Source organism: Pseudomonas sp. Os17, assembly GCF_001547895.1.
Lineage (GTDB): Bacteria > Pseudomonadota > Gammaproteobacteria > Pseudomonadales > Pseudomonadaceae > Aquipseudomonas.
Window position 1 is genome coordinate 4,999,671 of the sequence record NZ_AP014627.1, and the last position, 16,509, is coordinate 5,016,179.

General features: G+C 61.8%; 18 protein-coding genes. 11 read left to right on the forward strand and 7 right to left on the reverse strand.

All coding sequences use genetic code 11. The features are described 5' to 3' along the window. Positions 1 to 54 precede the first annotated feature (54 nt). Entirely contained in the window at positions 55 to 1,893 is a 1,839-nt protein-coding gene (locus POS17_RS21775; protein WP_060840480.1) for a long-chain-acyl-CoA synthetase, read from the reverse strand. A 679-nt stretch (positions 1,894 to 2,572) separates the two neighbouring features. Between POS17_RS21775 and POS17_RS21785 the strand changes: the two genes are divergently transcribed. Continuing rightward, positions 2,573 to 2,851 (forward strand): DUF3509 domain-containing protein, encoded by a 279-nt coding sequence (locus POS17_RS21785; protein ID WP_019093389.1) that lies wholly within the window; start codon positions 2,573 to 2,575, stop codon positions 2,849 to 2,851. A gap of 69 nt (positions 2,852 to 2,920) precedes the next feature. Here the strand turns inward: POS17_RS21785 and POS17_RS21790 are convergent, their stop codons facing one another. From POS17_RS21790 to aroC, 3 genes are read right to left on the reverse strand one after another with little or no spacing between them, the layout of a single operon-like run. Next, on the reverse strand, positions 2,921 to 3,466 hold the full coding sequence (locus POS17_RS21790; protein WP_060840482.1) for a 1,2-dihydroxy-3-keto-5-methylthiopentene dioxygenase: 546 nt from the start codon (positions 3,464 to 3,466) through the stop codon (positions 2,921 to 2,923). Beyond that, a complete protein-coding gene (locus POS17_RS21795) occupies positions 3,463 to 4,620 on the reverse strand; it encodes an MFS transporter (RefSeq protein ID WP_060840483.1) in 1,158 nt (385 codons plus the stop codon). Before POS17_RS21795 ends, POS17_RS21790 begins: the two co-directional genes overlap by 4 nt. Positions 4,621 to 4,648: 28 nt before the next feature. Then, positions 4,649 to 5,740, reverse strand: coding sequence for a chorismate synthase (gene aroC / locus POS17_RS21800; RefSeq protein ID WP_060840484.1), 1,092 nt, complete (start codon positions 5,738 to 5,740; stop codon positions 4,649 to 4,651). 142 nt (positions 5,741 to 5,882) lie between these two features. Here aroC and POS17_RS21805 point away from each other — a divergent pair, with 142 nt between their 5' ends. Next, positions 5,883 to 6,836, forward strand: coding sequence for an alpha/beta hydrolase (locus POS17_RS21805; RefSeq protein ID WP_060840485.1), 954 nt, complete (start codon positions 5,883 to 5,885; stop codon positions 6,834 to 6,836). Between the two features lie 98 nt (positions 6,837 to 6,934). Next, positions 6,935 to 7,726 carry a hypothetical protein gene (locus POS17_RS21810; RefSeq protein ID WP_060840486.1) on the forward strand — a complete coding sequence of 264 codons (792 nt, stop codon included), beginning with the start codon at positions 6,935 to 6,937 and terminating at the stop codon, positions 7,724 to 7,726. A 52-nt stretch (positions 7,727 to 7,778) separates the two neighbouring features. On the opposite strand, the gene prmB is transcribed toward POS17_RS21810, so the two are convergent. Beyond that, positions 7,779 to 8,687, reverse strand: coding sequence for a 50S ribosomal protein L3 N(5)-glutamine methyltransferase (prmB, locus tag POS17_RS21815; protein ID WP_016962780.1), 909 nt, complete (start codon positions 8,685 to 8,687; stop codon positions 7,779 to 7,781). Positions 8,688 to 8,927: 240 nt separating this feature from the next. Between prmB and POS17_RS21820 the strand changes: the two genes are divergently transcribed. The 5 genes from POS17_RS21820 to POS17_RS21840 all read left to right on the forward strand — a co-directional run bounded on the left by POS17_RS21820 (position 8,928) and on the right by POS17_RS21840 (position 11,695). Beyond that, positions 8,928 to 9,518, forward strand: a complete 591-nt coding sequence (locus POS17_RS21820; protein WP_060840487.1) for a cysteine hydrolase family protein — start codon at positions 8,928 to 8,930, stop codon at positions 9,516 to 9,518. 129 nt (positions 9,519 to 9,647) lie between these two features. Then, complete coding sequence (locus POS17_RS21825) at positions 9,648 to 9,968, forward strand: hypothetical protein (protein WP_060840488.1); 321 nt, start codon at positions 9,648 to 9,650, stop codon at positions 9,966 to 9,968. A gap of 74 nt (positions 9,969 to 10,042) precedes the next feature. Then, positions 10,043 to 10,600 carry a Smr/MutS family protein gene (locus POS17_RS21830; RefSeq protein ID WP_060840489.1) on the forward strand — a complete coding sequence of 186 codons (558 nt, stop codon included), beginning with the start codon at positions 10,043 to 10,045 and terminating at the stop codon, positions 10,598 to 10,600. Positions 10,601 to 10,677: 77 nt separating this feature from the next. Beyond that, positions 10,678 to 11,223 (forward strand): GTP cyclohydrolase I FolE, encoded by a 546-nt coding sequence (gene folE, locus POS17_RS21835; protein ID WP_011062625.1) that lies wholly within the window; start codon positions 10,678 to 10,680, stop codon positions 11,221 to 11,223. A 100-nt stretch (positions 11,224 to 11,323) separates the two neighbouring features. Continuing rightward, positions 11,324 to 11,695, forward strand: a complete 372-nt coding sequence (locus POS17_RS21840; protein WP_060840490.1) for a glutathione S-transferase N-terminal domain-containing protein — start codon at positions 11,324 to 11,326, stop codon at positions 11,693 to 11,695. 56 nt (positions 11,696 to 11,751) lie between these two features. Here the strand turns inward: POS17_RS21840 and POS17_RS21845 are convergent, their stop codons facing one another. Next, a complete protein-coding gene (locus POS17_RS21845; protein ID WP_060840491.1) occupies positions 11,752 to 12,354 on the reverse strand; it encodes a glutathione S-transferase family protein in 603 nt (200 codons plus the stop codon). Between the two features lie 10 nt (positions 12,355 to 12,364). Further along, positions 12,365 to 13,531 carry an aminotransferase-like domain-containing protein gene (locus tag POS17_RS21850; RefSeq protein ID WP_060840492.1) on the reverse strand — a complete coding sequence of 389 codons (1,167 nt, stop codon included), beginning with the start codon at positions 13,529 to 13,531 and terminating at the stop codon, positions 12,365 to 12,367. An 82-nt stretch (positions 13,532 to 13,613) separates the two neighbouring features. Here POS17_RS21850 and POS17_RS21855 point away from each other — a divergent pair, with 82 nt between their 5' ends. The 3 genes from POS17_RS21855 to POS17_RS21865 all read left to right on the forward strand — a co-directional run bounded on the left by POS17_RS21855 (position 13,614) and on the right by POS17_RS21865 (position 16,383). Next, positions 13,614 to 14,057: a MarR family transcriptional regulator gene (locus tag POS17_RS21855; RefSeq protein WP_060840493.1), complete on the forward strand. Its 444-nt coding sequence runs from the start codon at positions 13,614 to 13,616 to the stop codon at positions 14,055 to 14,057. Positions 14,058 to 14,344: 287 nt separating this feature from the next. After that, complete coding sequence (locus tag POS17_RS21860) at positions 14,345 to 15,694, forward strand: NCS2 family permease (RefSeq protein WP_060840494.1); 1,350 nt, start codon at positions 14,345 to 14,347, stop codon at positions 15,692 to 15,694. Between the two features lie 62 nt (positions 15,695 to 15,756). Then, a complete protein-coding gene (locus POS17_RS21865; RefSeq protein WP_060840495.1) occupies positions 15,757 to 16,383 on the forward strand; it encodes a LysE family translocator in 627 nt (208 codons plus the stop codon). The last annotated feature ends 126 nt before the right edge of the window (positions 16,384 to 16,509 follow it).

The following is a 16,509-nucleotide window of genomic DNA, read 5'->3' on the forward strand; positions in this document are numbered from 1 at the left end:
CAAGCCGGCCGCGGCCTGTCATCCCTTTTTTCCCAAGAAGCGCCATAGACACAATCAATAACGCAGGCGTCCGGCCTGAATGTCCGCCAGAATCGGCGGGGTCAGCCGCACGTAAGTGTCCGACCCCGGCAACCAGGCATAGATCGGATCATCGGCCACCTGCTCCAGGTCGAATGCCTGCTCCTTGAGGCGGCTTTTCTGATATTTGAACGTGCCGGTGGTGTCCATCTTCACCTTGATCCGCAGAAACAGCGGCACGGCATACGCCGGCATCTGCTGCCGGGCAAATTGCAACAATTCGCCGAAATCCAGGGTCGCCAGGGACTCCGCGGGCGTGATCGCCACCATCCCCGCCCGGCCGTTGGTGTTATGGATTTCAACGCCATAGGCCACCACTTCGGCAATCTGCGGATGCCCCAGGAGAATGTTCTCCACCTCGGTGGTGGAAACGTTCTCGCCCTTCCAGCGATAGGTGTCCCCCAGCCGATCGACGAACTGCACATGGCCAAACCCGATGTCGCGCAGCAAGTCACCGGTGTTGAAGTAGCAATCGCCCTTCTCGAACACATCCTTGAGGATCACCTTGAGGTTCTTTTCCGGATCGGTGTAGCCATCCAGCGGCGCCTTGTCGTCGATCTTCGCCAACAGCAGGCCCTGGCCGCCCTTGGCCACCTTCTGCATGAAGCCCTGGCTGTTGCGCAATGGTGCCCCGGTGTCGTGGGCATATTCCACCAACGCCCAGGGAATCAGGGAAAACCCCACCGTGTTGTCGAAGTTGAGGATATTGCTGAAGCCGATATTGCCGTCGCTGGCCGCGTACAGCTCACAGACATGACCGACGCCAAAACGCTGCTTGAACTCGCTCCAGACTCCCGGCCGCAGGCCGTTGCCGATCATCTTCAACACACCATGCTCGGTGTCCTGCGCACTGCCTGGCTGATCGATCAGGTAGCGACACAGCTCACCGACATAGCCCAGGGTCGTCGCCTTGTAGCGACGCGCATCGTCCCAGAACTGACTGGCGCTGAACTTGCGGCGAATGGCGAATCCCGACGCCCCGGTGATGGCCGAGCCCCAGCACACGCACAATCCGGTGGCGTGATACAGCGGCAAGGTGCAATACACCACGTCGTCGGGTTGCATATCCAGGGCGATGGTGCCGAAACCGGCGGATGTGCGCATCCAGCGCCCATGCTTGAAGATCCCCGCCTTGGGCAGGCCCGTAGTGCCGGAGGTATAGATATAGAAGCAGGGGTCATTGAAGAAGATCTGCTGAGTCTGCTGCAGATTGTCGGCGGGATAACCGGCACTCTCGCCCATCAGGTTGAGCATCCCGTCCGGGGCAGTGCCCGGATCGGCGAAGGTGTCCTGATCGGCCACGAACCAGGTGCACTGCGGGTCGATCCCCACCTGCTCGCGCACCGCCCCGTAGGCCGCCAGCAACTCACCGCCCAGCATGATCCCCGCCGGCCTCACCAACTCCAGGCTATGCGCCAGCACGCTGTGGGTCTGGGCCGTGTTGAGCATCGCGCAGATCCCCCCAAGCTTGGCCACCGCCAGCACCGTGACCAGCAGTTCCGGGCGGTTCTCGATGAAGATTGCCAGCACATCGCCCTTGCCGATGCCTCGATCCTGCAGGTAGGCGGCGATACGGTTGGCCCACTGATTGACCTGGGAATAGCTGAGGATCCGATCGCCATACAACAAGGCCGGCCCATCGGGATTGCGCCGGGTCGCCTGCTCGAAGCTCCAGCCCAGGCCACAGGCCTGATCAGGCTTGTCGATATTTCCCGCCCTGACGCCACGCACCACCCGCGGCAGCGCCCTGGCAATGGAAGGCAGCTTACGCAGCATCATGCCCCAGGTGATCATGTCGCTCTTGTGCTTGTTCATGCGTGCTCCGGTTCGAAGACAACAGTCTGTGCCCCGACCAGACGGGTCGGGCGTGACAAGGGCCGGAACAGGGCTCAACCGGGCGCCGCGCCCCGGGTGTCGGCAACGGGCAAGCAGGGACGGTGGATGGCTCCCGGGGCGGGACAGAGAAAGGACAAGCGCGGCGCTGCTGACAGCACCGGCATCGATGCGGTGGGACCGTTCATGGAGGGCGTCCTGGTATTTTTATTATCTGGCGGGCTGGATCGCCAAGATCGCGCCCCACCATTCCATGTCGCAGAAACGCCTCTCAACGGTCTTCGGCAAGGTGCCAAGGCCGACTTGAAACGGCGTGACTGGCTGGAAAATACGTCAGCCGTCGCGAGACTGTACACGGGGTTTTTGCAAACTTTTGTATCTCTGCGGCGGGATTCGGCAGAGGCCTGAAACCTTGCATCAGCGATTGAATTTTCCGCCGCAGCCTGTGGTCACACCTCTGTACCTACGCCCGCCCTGCCCCGCCACCAACCTGCAAAATGCAGGATGCACGATGGCCTTTCATGCAATTTGCACGAATCAGGATTTCAATTAAAAATATAACTTATTGATTTGAAAGGATTTTTTAAAATATCAATACTGGCACAATCGCTGCACCTATCCGTTCACGCTTGCCCTTCAAGAGCTAACGGAGCTGATAGACATGAGCCTGATCCAAGAAAAATTCTCCTCCCTGTTCTCCAACTTCGAAGTCACCACCCAGCCTCGTCCCGACGGCGGCATCCTGCTGACCCTGCGCAACAGCGAAGGCAAACAGTTCAAGCGTTCGATTTCCTACGCGCAGCTGCATGCCGCCGACCAACTGTCCTGGGTCATCAGCGCGATTCGTCGAGATCTGGCCGAACAGGCCAGTGAGCTGCCTCAGATTTCCATGCTGCAAAGCCAGAACCGCTTCGCCCTGCCGACCTACCACAGCGCGTAAGCCTGCTGCCATGGTTCGACTGGCCGGCCCACGTTGCGTGGGCCGGCCTGTGGTCGTTGTTCCCCGCGCCTAGTCGTCCAGCCGCGGGAACTGGCTGGCGATGGGATCGCCGGTCGGATTGGCAACCCAGCCTTGCGGGTTATTGAATAGGCGGATGGCCACCAGATTCGGCTCCTCGCCCATATCGAACCAATGCGCAGTGCCCGCAGGCAGCGAGATCAGGTCATTTCTTTCGCAGAGCACGGCATAGACGTAGTCGTCGATGTGCAGCGAAAACAGACCGCGTCCGGCCACGAAAAATCGCACTTCATCCTCGCCATGACGATGTTCGTCGAGAAAGCTGGCGCGCAGCTCGGCTTTCTGTGGGTGGTCGCGGTTGAGGCTGATCACGTCGACGCTGAGATACCCCTGCTCGGTCATCAACCGGTCGATCTGCTCGCGATAGGCATCGATCACCTCTTGCTGGCTGGCGCCCGGCACAATGCGGGTGGTGGCGGGCCAGCGCTCGAAGCGAATGCCCTGCTCGGCCAGGGTCGCCGCGATATCGTCGAAATGGGTCAGAACCTTGTTCGGCAGGTCCGGGCTGGATACGTGGTAGACGGACAGGCTGCTCATGACGGCAACTCCTCTTGCATGCGGGTGGCAATGATAACGGCTGCGGCCATGGCGGCGACGCTGGCAATACTAAAGGTCAATGTGGCGCCCAGGACGTTCCAGCTGTAGCCGGCATACAAGGCCCCCAGCGCACCACCGGTTCCGGCCAGGGCGGCGTACAACGCCTGCCCCTGACCTTGCTGGCGCGCACCGAAACTGCGTTGGACAAAATGAATGGCCGCGGCGTGAAAACTGCCGAAGGTGGCCGCGTGCAGCACCTGCGCCAACAACAGCACCCCGAGATACTCCGCCAGACTGCCCAGCAGCAACCAGCGCAGCGCCGCCAACAGAAAACTCGCCAACAGCACCCGACGCACGGAAAACCGCGCGAGAATCCGGCTCATGGCCAGGAACATCAGCACCTCGGCCACCACTCCCAGGGCCCAGAGCATGCCGATCAGGCCGCGGGTATAGCCCAGGCGTTCCAGGTGCAGAGTCAGGAAGGTGTAATACGGCCCGTGGCTCATCTGCATCAGCGCCACGCACAGGTAGAACGCCAGCACACCGGGACCGCGCAACTGCTGGAGAAAGCCGTCCCCGGCCAGACGCGGCCCCTGGACCACGGGGCGGGCATTGGGCACCCACAGGCTGCTGAACACGATCCCCGCCATGATCATCACCAGCGCCACGGGATAGATATCCAGGCTCAGCCACTCGAACAGGCGGCCCATCGCGACCACCGTAAGGATGAAACCGATGGAGCCCCAGAGACGGATCTGGCTGTAGCGAGAGGCCTGCCCTTGCAGATGCGCCAGGGTAATCACCTCGAACTGTGGCAGGACCGCATGCCAGAAAAAGGCATGCAGCGCCATGACCATCGCCAGCCAGGCGTAGCTCTTGCTGACGAAGATCAGGGAGAAACAGACCAGGGTACAGAACGCGCCAAAACGCACGATTGCCAGGCGCCGGCCGGTGTAATCACCGAGCCAGCCCCACAGGTTGGGCGCCACGCAACGCATGAGCATGGGAATGGCCACCAGCTCGCCAATCCGCGCGCTGGAAAAACCCAAATGATCGAAATACAACGCCAGGAACGGCGCGGTCGACCCCAGCAGGGCGAAGTAGAACAGGTAGAAACTGGAAAGCCGCCAGTACGGCAGCGCCGCCCCGGCCATCAGGCCGTGGCGACTGGCAGAACCGCCATTACAGCTGACCCAGTACCGGCGTGCTGACGCGCACGTCGGCATTCTGGCCGCGGTGACGCAGCAGGTGATCCATCAGCACGATGGCCATCATCGCTTCAGCGATCGGCGTGGCGCGAATGCCCACACAGGGGTCATGGCGGCCTTTGGTGATCACGTCCAGCGGATTGCCATCGATGTCGATCGAGCGCCCGGGCGTGGTGATGCTGGACGTCGGCTTGAGAGCCAGATGGGCGATGATCGGTTGCCCCGAGGAAATGCCCCCCAGAATGCCGCCGGCGTTATTGCTGAGGAACCCTTGCGGGGTCAGTTCATCGCGGTGCTCGGTCCCGCGCTGGGCGACGCAGGCGAAACCGGCGCCGATTTCCACGCCCTTGACCGCATTGATGCTCATCAACGCATGGGCCAGCTCGGCATCCAGACGATCGAAGATCGGCTCGCCCAGGCCCGGCATCACGCCTTCGGCCACCACGGTGATCTTGGCTCCCACCGAATCCTGATCTCGACGCAACTGGTCCATGTAGGCTTCAAGCTCCGGAACCTTGTCCGGATCGGGACTGAAGAAGGCGTTGTCCTGCACCGAATCCCAGGTCTTGAAGGGAATCTCGATCGGCCCCAGCTGGCTCATGTAGCCGCGGATCACGATGCCCTGAGTGGCCAGGTATTTCTTGGCAATGGCTCCGGCCGCCACGCGCATGGCGGTTTCCCGCGCCGAGCTGCGACCGCCGCCACGGTAGTCGCGAATGCCGTACTTGTGGTGGTAGGTGTAGTCGGCGTGAGCCGGACGGAACAGATCCTTGATCGCCGAATAGTCCTTGGACTTCTGGTCGGTGTTGCGGATCAGCAGGCCAATGGCGCAGCCCGTGGTCTTGCCCTCGAACACTCCGGAAAGGATCTCGACCTCGTCGGGCTCCTTGCGCTGGGTGGTGTGCCGACTGGTGCCGGGCTTGCGCCGGTCCAGATCACGCTGCAGATCCTCCAGGGACAGCTCAAGACCCGGCGGGCAGCCGTCGACAATGGCGACCAACGCCGGGCCATGGCTTTCGCCCGCGGTGGTGACAGTGAACAGCTTGCCGTAGGTATTGCCGGACATGCGGGGAGCTCCGTGAAATCAGCCGAAATAACTCAATCAGGATTACTGAAGGGCGCAAGTATACGCAGGCTACCCAACTAGTTCATCCTCGAACCTTCTGCCGCTGCCTGAGTCCAACTGGCACCTTATCCATGATGGCGTGATGATGCTGCGAGCCCTTCTCTTGAGCCTTTCCCTGTTCACCGGCCTGGTCCAGGCGACCGTCCTGCAACGCCCCGTCAGCCTGGACACCGGCCACGGCGAGCTGTATGGCTCATTGCTGCTGCCCAAGTCCGAGCAACCCGTGCCGGTGGTGCTGATCATTTCCGGCTCGGGCCCCACCGACCGCGACGGCAACAATCCCGACGGTGGACGCAACGACAGCCTCAAGCGCCTGGCCTGGGTCCTGGCCAAGCACAACATTGCCAGCGCGCGCTACGACAAGCGCGGCGTGGCGGCCAGTCTCGCGGCGACCCCGGACGAACGCAACCTGACGCTCGATGCCTACGTGGCCGACGCCGTGGCCTGGGGCAAGAAGCTCAAGGCCGACCCGCGCCTGGGCCAACTGATTGTGCTGGGCCACAGCGAGGGGGCGCTGATCGCCAGCCTCGCCGCACCGCAACTGGATGCCGCGGGGGTGATATCCATCTCCGGCACCGCCCGGCCCGTGGATCAGGTCCTGCGCCAGCAATTGAGTTATCGCCTGCCACCCGCACTGATGGTGCGCAGCAATGAACTGCTGGACAGCCTCAAGGCCGGCCAGGTGGACAGCGATGTGCCGCCGGCCCTGCAAGTGATCTTCCGCCCCAGCGTACAGCCCTATCTGATCACCCTGTTTCGCGAAGACCCGGCCGCCGCCTTCGCTCGCCTGAAAATGCCGGCGCTGATCATTCAGGGCAGCAACGACATCCAGGTCAGCGTCGACGACGCCCGGGTGCTCAAGGCGGCGAAACCCGACGCCCAACTGACCCTGATCGACGGCATGAACCACGTCATGCGTATCGTGCCCAACGATCTCAAGCGCCAACTGGCGTCCTACAGGGACCCGCAACTGCCCCTGGCGGCAGAACTGGGCCGGTCGATCATCAGTTTTATTGACGGACTTCACACCCGTTAGGCTGTTTTTACCCTCCAGTCCTGAAAAAAACGGCCGATAAGTCTTTGCCGGCCGTTCAATTGCTGTCGGCGCGCAGCGATTGGACAGGACTTGCCCTTATGACTGATACCCCGAATTCACCCGCCTCCGAGCAGGAAGCCGTCGCCCCGGAAGCGCCGCCGTTGCCGTGGGCGGACGTTCAGGCCGAACATCACAAGATGCTGCGCCTGGCGCCCCTGAAGACCGATCGCGCCACCGGCGTGCGGCCTTTGCGCTTTGTCGAGTTCGGTTATGCCGAACGCAACAACAAAGAGCACAGCCTGCTGCGCATGACGATCCGCCTGCCCGGTCAGCGGGTGCGCAAGGAACAGAATCACCTGGATGTCTGGGTGGAGCACGAGACCCGCCGGGTGTACTTCGAGCCCGAGGGTGGGCTGCAGATCGAACCGCTGAACCGCGGCATCGGGCGCTTCCTGCTAGCCCAGGCCGCGCAGTGGGCGCAAAAGAAGTGGCCGCATTACCGCGTGGACGGCTTCGACCTCGGCAACAAGGAGGCCCTCAACGAAGACACTCGCCTGCGTCGCGATCATGTGTTGCGCACCCAGGGTTTCGACGTGGTGTATGCCGACGCCCAACACCTCAAGGGCAGCGTCAAGGATGTCCAGGCAGGCGAGCTGCTGAGCCAGTGGAACACCGAGAAGCTGCAGTTCGTGGAAATACTGGAAGCGGCGCAGATGCTCCAGCAGGCCGAACAGAACCTGGAAGAGCTGGAAGTCAATCTGCGCAAGCAGGAAGAGAAAGTCACCAAGTACAAACGTGAAGACACCGGCCTGCGCTTCACCATCACCTGCCTGGTGGCCTTCGCGGTATTCCAGGCGGGGCTGCTGATCTGGATTGCGACGCACCGCTGAGTCGCATACTGCTGACGGCTCAAGGCCCGCATCACGCGGGCCGGCCCATCACTCAAACGCGAGAAGCAAACAGCGCCTGATGCTCGCGGCACTGCTCTGCCGTGAGCATGAACACGCCATGACCACCGCGCTCGAAGTCGAGCCAGGCAAAATCCACTTCCGGATAAAGTGCCTCGACGTGAACCTGGCTGTTGCCCACTTCGACGATCAGCAGTCCCTTCTCGGTCAGATGATCGGCTGCTTCGGCGAGCATGCGGCGCACCAGGTTCAGGCCATCGTCGCCACAAGCCAGGCCCAGCTCGGGTTCATGCTGGTACTCGTCCGGCATGTCGGCAAAGTCTTCGGCATCGACATAGGGTGGGTTGGACACGATCAAGTCGAAGCGCTGCCCCGGCAAGCCATCGAAGCCATCGCCCTGAACGGTAAACACTCGCTCGTCGACGCCGTGCCGCTCGATGTTCTGATTGGCCACTTCCAGCGCTTCGAAGGACAGGTCCGCCAGCACCACTTCGGCGTCGCGGAATTCGTAGGCGCAGGCGATACCGATGCAACCGGAGCCGGTGCACAGGTCGAGAATCCGCGCCGGCTCGTTGCCCAGCCAGGGTTCAAAGCGTTTTTCAATCAGTTCGCCGATAGGGGAACGGGGAATCAGCACCCGCTCATCGACGATGAACGACATGCCGCAGAACCAGGCCTCGCCCAACAGGTAGGCGGTGGGCACCCGCTCTTCGATACGGCGCTTGAGCAGGTGCTGCAGGTGGGCCAGTTCGTCCTCTTCCAAAGCGCAATCCAGATAGCTGTCGGCAATTTCCCAAGGCAGGTGCAAGGCACCGAGCACCAGTTGGCGGGCCTCGTCCCAGGCATTGTCGGTGCCATGGCCGAAGAACAGATCCTCCCCATGAAAGCGGCTGACAGCCCAGCGGATATGGTCGCGCAAGGTGCGCAGGCGGGAAGTGATCACGGGACAGACTCCTGACAAAACGACCGGCAATACTACCAGCCAAAACGCCCGCCGACGACGAATGAAAAACCGCAGGCAGGCAATCGTCCGCCGCGCAGGTTTTGCCGCTCAAGGGCCAATACCTTGCCCCTCTTGACAAGGCTGCAGGCCAACAACGGCGCACCTTACGTTAGTAGCGATTCACAGAAGCGCTCTGCCAGAGGACAATGTCGCAAAAGCCCCACTCACAGGAGCCCCAGAATGTCCGTTCCAAAGACGATGTTTCAACTCAGCGGTCGTGGTTACGCCGCGGCCAATTTGAGCCACGCGACCCTTGTGATCATCGACGCCCAGAAAGAGTACCTCAGCGGTCCCCTGGCCCTGTCCGGCATGGACGCGGCCGTAGCCAATATTCGTCAACTGCTGGTGGCGGCCCGGGCAGCCGGCCGGCCTATCGTGCATGTGCGCCACCTCGGCACCGTCGGTGGTCTGTTCGACCCCCAGGGCGAGCGCGGCGAGTTCATCCCCGGCCTTGAGCCGCAAGGCGACGAAACCATCATCGGCAAGCTGTTGCCCAGCGCCTTCCATGGCACCGAACTGGAAAAACGCCTGCAAGACCTCGGTTCCCTGGACCTGATCGTGGCCGGTTTCATGAGCCACTCCAGTGTCAGCACCACCGTTCGGGCAGCCAAGAACCTGGGGTTCCGCTGCACCCTGGTGGAAGACGCCTGTGCCACCCGCGACCTGCCCTACAAGGGCGGCATCCTCAGTGCCGAGCATGTTCAGCAGACCGAAATGGCGATCATGGCCGACAACTTCGCCACCCTCGCCCAGACCGCAAGCCTGATCTGATCAGCCCTGGTGAGCGGCTGGCGGGCCGCTCATCCATAAACGCCTCGCATTTGCAGCAATTGCCTTAGCCTCAGGAACCACCCGGTCAACTCCCGGTCGAAGGGCCGATACCCATTGAGGAAGGTCGGAATGAAGATATCCGATGGTTTTGACGCACGCCGGTTGCGGCCCAGAAGCCCGCGGAACTGGCGATTGCGCCTGGGGGCGGGATTCTCCGCGTTGCTGGCGACATTCGGCGTACTGCTGGCCATGGCAGGTGCGGCCAGCCTGCTGGGCCGCGCTCCGGCACTGGGAGAACTCAATGCCAGCCCGGCCGGGTCGGCGGTGATTCTGGCGGTTGGCCTGTTACTGCTGTATGTCGGCGTTCGCCTGTGGCGGCGTTGCCGGCGGCGCATGCGCCAGCCCCTGGCACTGAACATGGCGCCACACCTGATGAAAAAACACGACTGACGAATCTGCGCGCGATTTGCGCGCCAGAAGGTGTACCGAGTTGGGTAAACTAGCCGCCCTTCGCGGAGGCTGACATGCAAGACGACGATTTTTCCCTGTTCAAAAACGAGATCCGCGGCGTCAAGCCGATCAAGCACGATCGTGCCGACACAGGCAAACCCAAGGCTGACCGCGCGCAGATCGCCAAGCTGCGCCAGGCCGCCACCGTGCGCAGCGAAACCACTACGGTGGATGGGCTGTCCGATCAGTTCGTCATCGATGTAGGACCGGAAGATGAGCTGATGTGGGCCCGCGACGGGGTCCAGGAAAGCCAGATGCGCAAGCTGAAAATCGGCCAGATCCCCTTCGAAGGCAGCCTCGACCTGCACGGCATGACGGTAGAAAAGGCCCGGGAAACCCTTTGGGCGTTTCTTGCCGAGGCCACCCGTTTCGAGATCCGCTGCGTGCGCGTCACCCACGGCAAGGCCGTGCGCCTGGACGGCAAGCGCCCGATGATCAAGAGCCACGTCAACACCTGGCTGCGCCAACATCCACAGGTGCTGGGCTTCACTTCGTGCCAGGCCAAACACGGCGGCACCGGTGCGCTTTACGTGATGCTCAAACGCACCATGATGGAAGGCCGTGACGAATAAAGCCGCTGCATCACGCTTGCAGCGTCGTGTCCGCCACCGTACCCTTGCCCTTTGCGTAAAATCCCACAGGTAGTTTCATGTCTCTGGAACAGAATTACACCGCGATCCTCGGCCAACTGGGCGAGGACGTCTCCCGCGAGGGCCTGCTCGACACGCCCAAGCGTGCCGCCAAAGCCATGCAGTACCTTTGCCGCGGTTATGCCCAAACCCTGGAAGAGGTCACCAACGGTGCCTTGTTCAGCTCCGACAACAGCGAAATGGTGCTGGTCAAGGACATCGAGCTCTACTCGCTGTGCGAACACCACCTGCTGCCGTTTATCGGCAAGGCGCACGTCGCCTACATTCCCAGCGGCAAGGTTCTGGGACTGTCGAAAGTGGCGCGCATCGTCGACATGTATGCCCGTCGCCTGCAGATCCAGGAAAACCTCAGCCGGCAGATCGCCGACGCCGTCCAGCAAGTGACCGGTGCCCTGGGCGTCGCCGTGGTGATCGAGGCCAAGCACATGTGCATGATGATGCGCGGTGTGGAGAAGCAGAACTCGTCGATGATCACCTCGGTGATGCTGGGTGAGTTCCGCGAGAATGCGGCGACCCGCAGCGAGTTCCTCAGCCTGATCAAGTGACAGGCGGCAGACAAGAAACCGGCGATGTTCGCCGGTTTTTTTTCGCCCGGCAAAATCAGGTAAGCTGCCGCCCCTTCATTCATGGGCAAGAGGCAATACCGTGATCGTCAAAGCGCTGCGAGTCGGCCTGGGTCAACTCATCATTTTCATCGACTTCATCACCCGTCCGCGCAAGCAGAAGCGCACAGCTGCTGCTCAGGCGAACGTCGAAGCGGCCGCCAAGGGCCTGACCCTGTATCAATTCCACGCCTGCCCGTTCTGCGTGAAGACCCGCCGCACCCTGCACCGCCTGAACGTGCCGGTGGCCCTGCGCGACGCCAAGAACAACGAGCAGGATCGCCAGACCCTGCTGGAACAGGGCGGCAAGATCAAGGTGCCGTGCCTGCGGATCGAAGAAAACGGCCAGACCACCTGGATGTACGAATCCAAGGTGATCATCGATTACCTGAACCAGCGCTTCTCCGCGGCCTGAGGCCCTTCCCCGGGACGATGCCGTCCCGGGTCAGTTGCAGATCCGGCCAGGTCCGTTCAATCGAACATCCCGACATGCCGCGGATGGCTCTGCACTCGCTGGATCCAGGCCTGGATCCCCGGGTATCGGGCCAGGTCGAAGCCGCCTTCATGGGCTACGTGGGTGTAGGCATAGAGCGCGATATCGGCAATCGAATAGTGCTCGCCCACCAGGTAAGGCGTGCGGCTCAGCTGCTTTTCCATCACATCCAGTGCCTTGTAGCCACGCTTGTGCAACTTCAGGTATTCCTCCCGACGCTCTTCGGGCAAGCCTTCGTAGACTTGGATAAAACGCGCCACGGCGATATAGGGCTCATGGCTGTATTGCTCGAAGAATTGCCACTGCAGAACCTGGGTACGCAGGCGCGGTTCGCTGGGCAGGAACTCGCTGCCATCGGCGAGAAAGTTGAGAATCGCGTTGGACTCCCACAGACAAGTGCCGTCTTCCAGTTCCAGCACCGGAATCTTGCCGTTGGGATTTTTCGCCAGGAAAGCCTCGGTCTGGGTATCGCCTCCGAGAATGTCCACCGCCTGCCATTCATAGGGCAGCCCCAGCAAATTGAGCATCAGCTTGATCTTGTAGCAGTTGCCCGAACGGTAATCGCCATAAACCTTGTACATGGCCCTCCCCTTAGGCTGCCTGTGCAGCCTGTGCTTGACGTATCACGGTGGCCAGCCGCTTGAGGCCTTCGTCCAGACGCGCCGGATCGATATGGCTGAAATTCAGCCGCAGATGCCCATGATTGCGCTCCGGTTCAGAGAAGAACGGTTCGCCGGGCATAAAAGTCACGTCCTGCTCCAACGCCGACTTGAGCAAAGTGCGGGTATCCAGGGGCTGTTTCAAGCTCAACCAGAAAAACAGACCGCCCTCGGGCACCTGCCAATCCGCCAGATCGGCGAAATGACTCTGCAATGCCACCTGGAAAGCATCCCGTCGCTGGCGGTAGAAACTGCGCAGCGCGTCCAGGTGCTCCTGGAACTGCCGGCTGCCGATCCATTGCATGGCTTGCCACTGGCCGACGCGGTTGGTGTGCAGGTCAGCAGACTGTTTCAGACGCAACAGGTGGGGAAACAGGTCCGGACTGGCAATCAGGTAGCCGACCCGCAATCCCGGGAGCAAGGTTTTCGACACCGTGCCGGTGTAGATCCAGCTGGCCTTCTGCAGACGACTGACAATCGGCGTGGCACTGCCACCATCGAAAGTCAGTTCGCGATAGGGCTCGTCCTCGATCAGGGTGACCCCGAACTCGTCCAGCAACGCCGCCACGGCGGCGCGCTTGCTCTCGCTATAGCGCACCGCCGATGGGTTCTGGAAGGTCGGAATCAGGTAGACGAAGGCCGGACGATGCTGTTCCAGGTTCGCCCGCATCTGCGCCAGGTCCGGACCGTCAGCCTCCAGGGGCACCGTCAGGCAATCAGCACCGAACAGCTGGAAGATCTGCAGGGCCGCCAGATAGGTCGGGGCCTCCAGCATGATCCGCGTGCCCTTGTCGATGTAGAGCTTGGCCGCCAGATCGAGGGTCTGCTGGGAGCCGCTGACCACCAGGACCTGGCTCGCCTCGCAGGCTACACCCAGCTTGCGCGCCTCGGCAGCCAGGGCCTCTCGCAACTGCGGCTCGCCTTCACTCATGCCGTACTGCCCCATGGACAGCGGCATGTCTTGCCACTGCACCTTGGGCAGCATCACTTCGGCCGGCAGGCCTCCAGCGAACGACATCACTTCCGGGCGCTGGGCCGCTGCCAGGATTTCACGGATCAGGGAGCTTTTGAGGCGCGATACACGTTCGGAGAAAGCCATGGAGATCACCGCTAGCGAAGGAGGGAGAAAATACGTCAAACTGCTTGACCAAAATTACGCCGACTCTCGCAGATACGTCAATATGCTTGACCTTAAAAACCCGACCTCGCAACAGGCCGCCATGGAGGCCTTCTTCTTTGGCTATCAGGCCTTCACCGCCAAGGCCGACGAAATGCTCGAACGCCGTGGCCTGAGTCGCGTGCACCAACGCATCGTGTTCTTCATCGCGCGCTACCCGGGGCTGAGCGTGAAAGAGCTGCTCAACCTGCTGGGTGTGAGCAAGCAGGCGTTGAACACGCCCTTGCGCCAACTCATGGAAATGCACCTGGTGGACAGCGTCGCCCCGGACAGCGACAAACGAAAACGCCTGCTGCAGTTGAGCGCCGATGGTGCGCGTTTCGAACAAGCCTTGCGCCGCGAGCAGGTCAAGCTGCTGCAACGCGCGTTCAGCGAAGCTGGAGAAAGCGCCGTCGACGGCTGGCTGGCGGTGAACCAGGCCCTGGCCGGAAAAACCGCAGACCTCTGATCCTGCCCTCCCTCGCCGTCCGCTCGGGCGGCGTCTATCGCACACGCACGACGGTCGGCCCCTGGGCATAAGCGGGGGCCGGTATATAGCCACGCCCTCAGATTTTTCGCACACAAAAGCAAAAACATTATTTGCTTTCTTTGTATACAAAAGCATAATTCGCCCGTGTGAGTTCTTGACCTTAAAGTCAACAAACCCCACAAGCCCTGCCTGCCTCAAAGAGCCGCCGCCCACCTTCTGATGCCCGGTTCTGGAAAAAACAATAAAACTCTTGAGGAGTACTCGCTGTGGAAAGCCGCAAATCCGAAGCCTCTCCGCTGGACCTCTCGCCCTCGCTGAACAGCGGCTGGCTGGAACGCATCTTCAAACTCAGGTTGCACGGCACCACGGTGAAGACCGAGCTGATTGCCGGTCTGACAACCTTCATCACCATGGCCTACATCATCTTCGTCAACCCCAACATCATGGCCGATGCCGGTATCGATCACGGCGCCGCCTTCGTCGCCACCTGCATCGCTGCCGCCCTGGGCTGCCTGTTAATGGGCCTGTACGCCAACTGGCCGGTGGGCCTGGCCCCGGGCATGGGCTTGAACGCCTTTTTCACCTACACCGTGGTCGGCACCATGGGCTACCACTGGGAAACGGCTCTCGGAGCCGTGTTTATTTCCGGCGTGCTGTTCATGATCCTGACCCTGTCCCGGGTCCGTGAATGGCTGCTCAACAGCATTCCGGTGAGCCTGCGCTATGCCATGGGCGCCGGGGTCGGCCTGTTTCTCGGCCTGATCGGCCTGAAAACCGCCGGCATCATCGTCGACAGTCCGGCGACCCTGATCAAGCTCGGCTCCCTGCGCGAGCCCGGCCCGCTGCTGGCGGCGATCTGCTTTCTGATGATCGCGGTGCTCAGCTACCACCGGGTGTTCGGCGCCATTCTGCTCAGCATCATCGCCGTGACCCTGGCCGGCTGGGGCATGGACCTGGTGCACTACAACGGTATTCTCTCCACCCCACCGAGCCTGGCGCCAACCTGGATGGCCATGGATATCGCCGGGGTGTTCAACGTCAGCATGATCAGCGTGGTCCTGGCCTTCCTTTTCGTGCACATGTTCGACACCGCCGGCACCCTGATGGGCGTGGCGCAGCGCGCCGGCCTGGTCAACCCCGACGGCAAGATCGAGAACCTGTCCCGGGCCCTCAAGGCGGACAGCGCCTCCAGCGTCTTCGGCGCCGTGGTCGGCGTACCGCCAGTGACCAGTTATGTGGAAAGTGCCGCCGGGGTGGCGGCCGGCGGGCGCACCGGTCTGACGGCAGTCACCGTAGGCGTGCTGTTCATCGCCGCCATGTTCTTCGCGCCGCTGGCGGGGATGATCCCCGCCTACGCCACAGCCGGCGCCCTCATCTATGTCGCGATGCTGATGATGGGCGGCATGGCCCACATCAACTGGGACGAAGCCACCGACAGCATTCCGGCCATCGTCACGGCAATCATGATGCCCCTGACCTTCTCCGTTGCCGACGGCATTGCCCTGGGCTTCATCACCTATGTGGTGCTCAAGGCCGGAACCGGCAAGCACAAGGAAATCTCCATCAGCCTGTATGTGCTGTGCGCAATCTTCATCGCCAAGTTCATTTTCTTGTAAATTGCTCCGGCTTCACCTGCCCCATCCCGCCGGATGGGGCTTTTGCGCATGGAGAGAACGTGATGAACCCGGAAACCTGGCTGTTGTTCAGTGGCGCTGCACTGGTGGTGATTCTGATCCCCGGGCCCTTGTCCTTGCTGATGATCAGCAACAGCCTGAACCATGGCCTGCGCCGCTCCTACCCGGCGTTTCTGGGTGGCGTGCTGGCCTCGATCTGCCTGTTGAGCGCATCGGCCCTGGGCCTGGGGGCGGTGTTGATGGCCTCGGAACAGCTGTTCAGCACCTTGAAGATCGTCGGCGCGCTTTACCTGTTCTATCTGGCCCGGCAAAGCTGGCTGCAGTCACGGCTGCACAAGCAAGGCGCCGTGCTGATGGATGCCGCACCGATACCGCGCTTTCGTGCACTGTTCGGGCGCGCTTTTGTCCTGGGGGCGAGCAATCCGAAGGACATTCTGTTTTTCGCCGCCTTCCTGCCGCAGTTTCTCAGCGCCCAGCAACCGTTTATGCCGCAACTGCTGATCATGCTCGCCACCTGGACCCTGCTGGACCTGGGCTGCAAGCTGGCCTACGGCCTTGGCGCCCGCGGCGCCGCCGGCTACCTGCGCAGCGGCAAGGGCCAGAGTTGGTTCAATCGCCTCAGCGCCGGACTGTTCGGCGCGGCTGGAGCTGCATCCCTCCTGAGTCGTTGACACGCTTGTTGCCAACCCGCCAATAGCCACCTGCACCGGCGGCACTTTCAACAGGACGAAAAAAAGCCCGCAGTGTGAGCGGGCAAGGACCAAAAGAAGCTATTTGCGCAGGATTCTTGGGGGTAA

What these genes read in the sequence shown, in the direction of transcription:
- POS17_RS21775 (WP_060840480.1), bottom strand. Translation starts at nt 1,893, where the DNA reads ATGAACAAGCACAAGAGCGACATGATCACCTGGGGCATGATGCTGCGT.
- POS17_RS21785 (WP_019093389.1), top strand. Translation starts at nt 2,573, where the DNA reads ATGAGCCTGATCCAAGAAAAATTCTCCTCCCTGTTCTCCAACTTCGAA.
- POS17_RS21790 (WP_060840482.1), bottom strand. Translation starts at nt 3,466, where the DNA reads ATGAGCAGCCTGTCCGTCTACCACGTATCCAGCCCGGACCTGCCGAAC.
- POS17_RS21795 (WP_060840483.1), bottom strand. Translation starts at nt 4,620, where the DNA reads ATGGCCGGGGCGGCGCTGCCGTACTGGCGGCTTTCCAGTTTCTACCTG.
- aroC (WP_060840484.1), bottom strand. Translation starts at nt 5,740, where the DNA reads ATGTCCGGCAATACCTACGGCAAGCTGTTCACTGTCACCACCGCGGGC.
- POS17_RS21805 (WP_060840485.1), top strand. Translation starts at nt 5,883, where the DNA reads ATGATGCTGCGAGCCCTTCTCTTGAGCCTTTCCCTGTTCACCGGCCTG.
- POS17_RS21810 (WP_060840486.1), top strand. Translation starts at nt 6,935, where the DNA reads ATGACTGATACCCCGAATTCACCCGCCTCCGAGCAGGAAGCCGTCGCC.
- POS17_RS21820 (WP_060840487.1), top strand. Translation starts at nt 8,928, where the DNA reads ATGTCCGTTCCAAAGACGATGTTTCAACTCAGCGGTCGTGGTTACGCC.
- POS17_RS21825 (WP_060840488.1), top strand. Translation starts at nt 9,648, where the DNA reads ATGAAGATATCCGATGGTTTTGACGCACGCCGGTTGCGGCCCAGAAGC.
- POS17_RS21830 (WP_060840489.1), top strand. Translation starts at nt 10,043, where the DNA reads ATGCAAGACGACGATTTTTCCCTGTTCAAAAACGAGATCCGCGGCGTC.
- folE (WP_011062625.1), top strand. Translation starts at nt 10,678, where the DNA reads ATGTCTCTGGAACAGAATTACACCGCGATCCTCGGCCAACTGGGCGAG.
- POS17_RS21845 (WP_060840491.1), bottom strand. Translation starts at nt 12,354, where the DNA reads ATGTACAAGGTTTATGGCGATTACCGTTCGGGCAACTGCTACAAGATC.
- POS17_RS21850 (WP_060840492.1), bottom strand. Translation starts at nt 13,531, where the DNA reads ATGGCTTTCTCCGAACGTGTATCGCGCCTCAAAAGCTCCCTGATCCGT.
- POS17_RS21855 (WP_060840493.1), top strand. Translation starts at nt 13,614, where the DNA reads ATGCTTGACCTTAAAAACCCGACCTCGCAACAGGCCGCCATGGAGGCC.
- POS17_RS21865 (WP_060840495.1), top strand. Translation starts at nt 15,757, where the DNA reads ATGAACCCGGAAACCTGGCTGTTGTTCAGTGGCGCTGCACTGGTGGTG.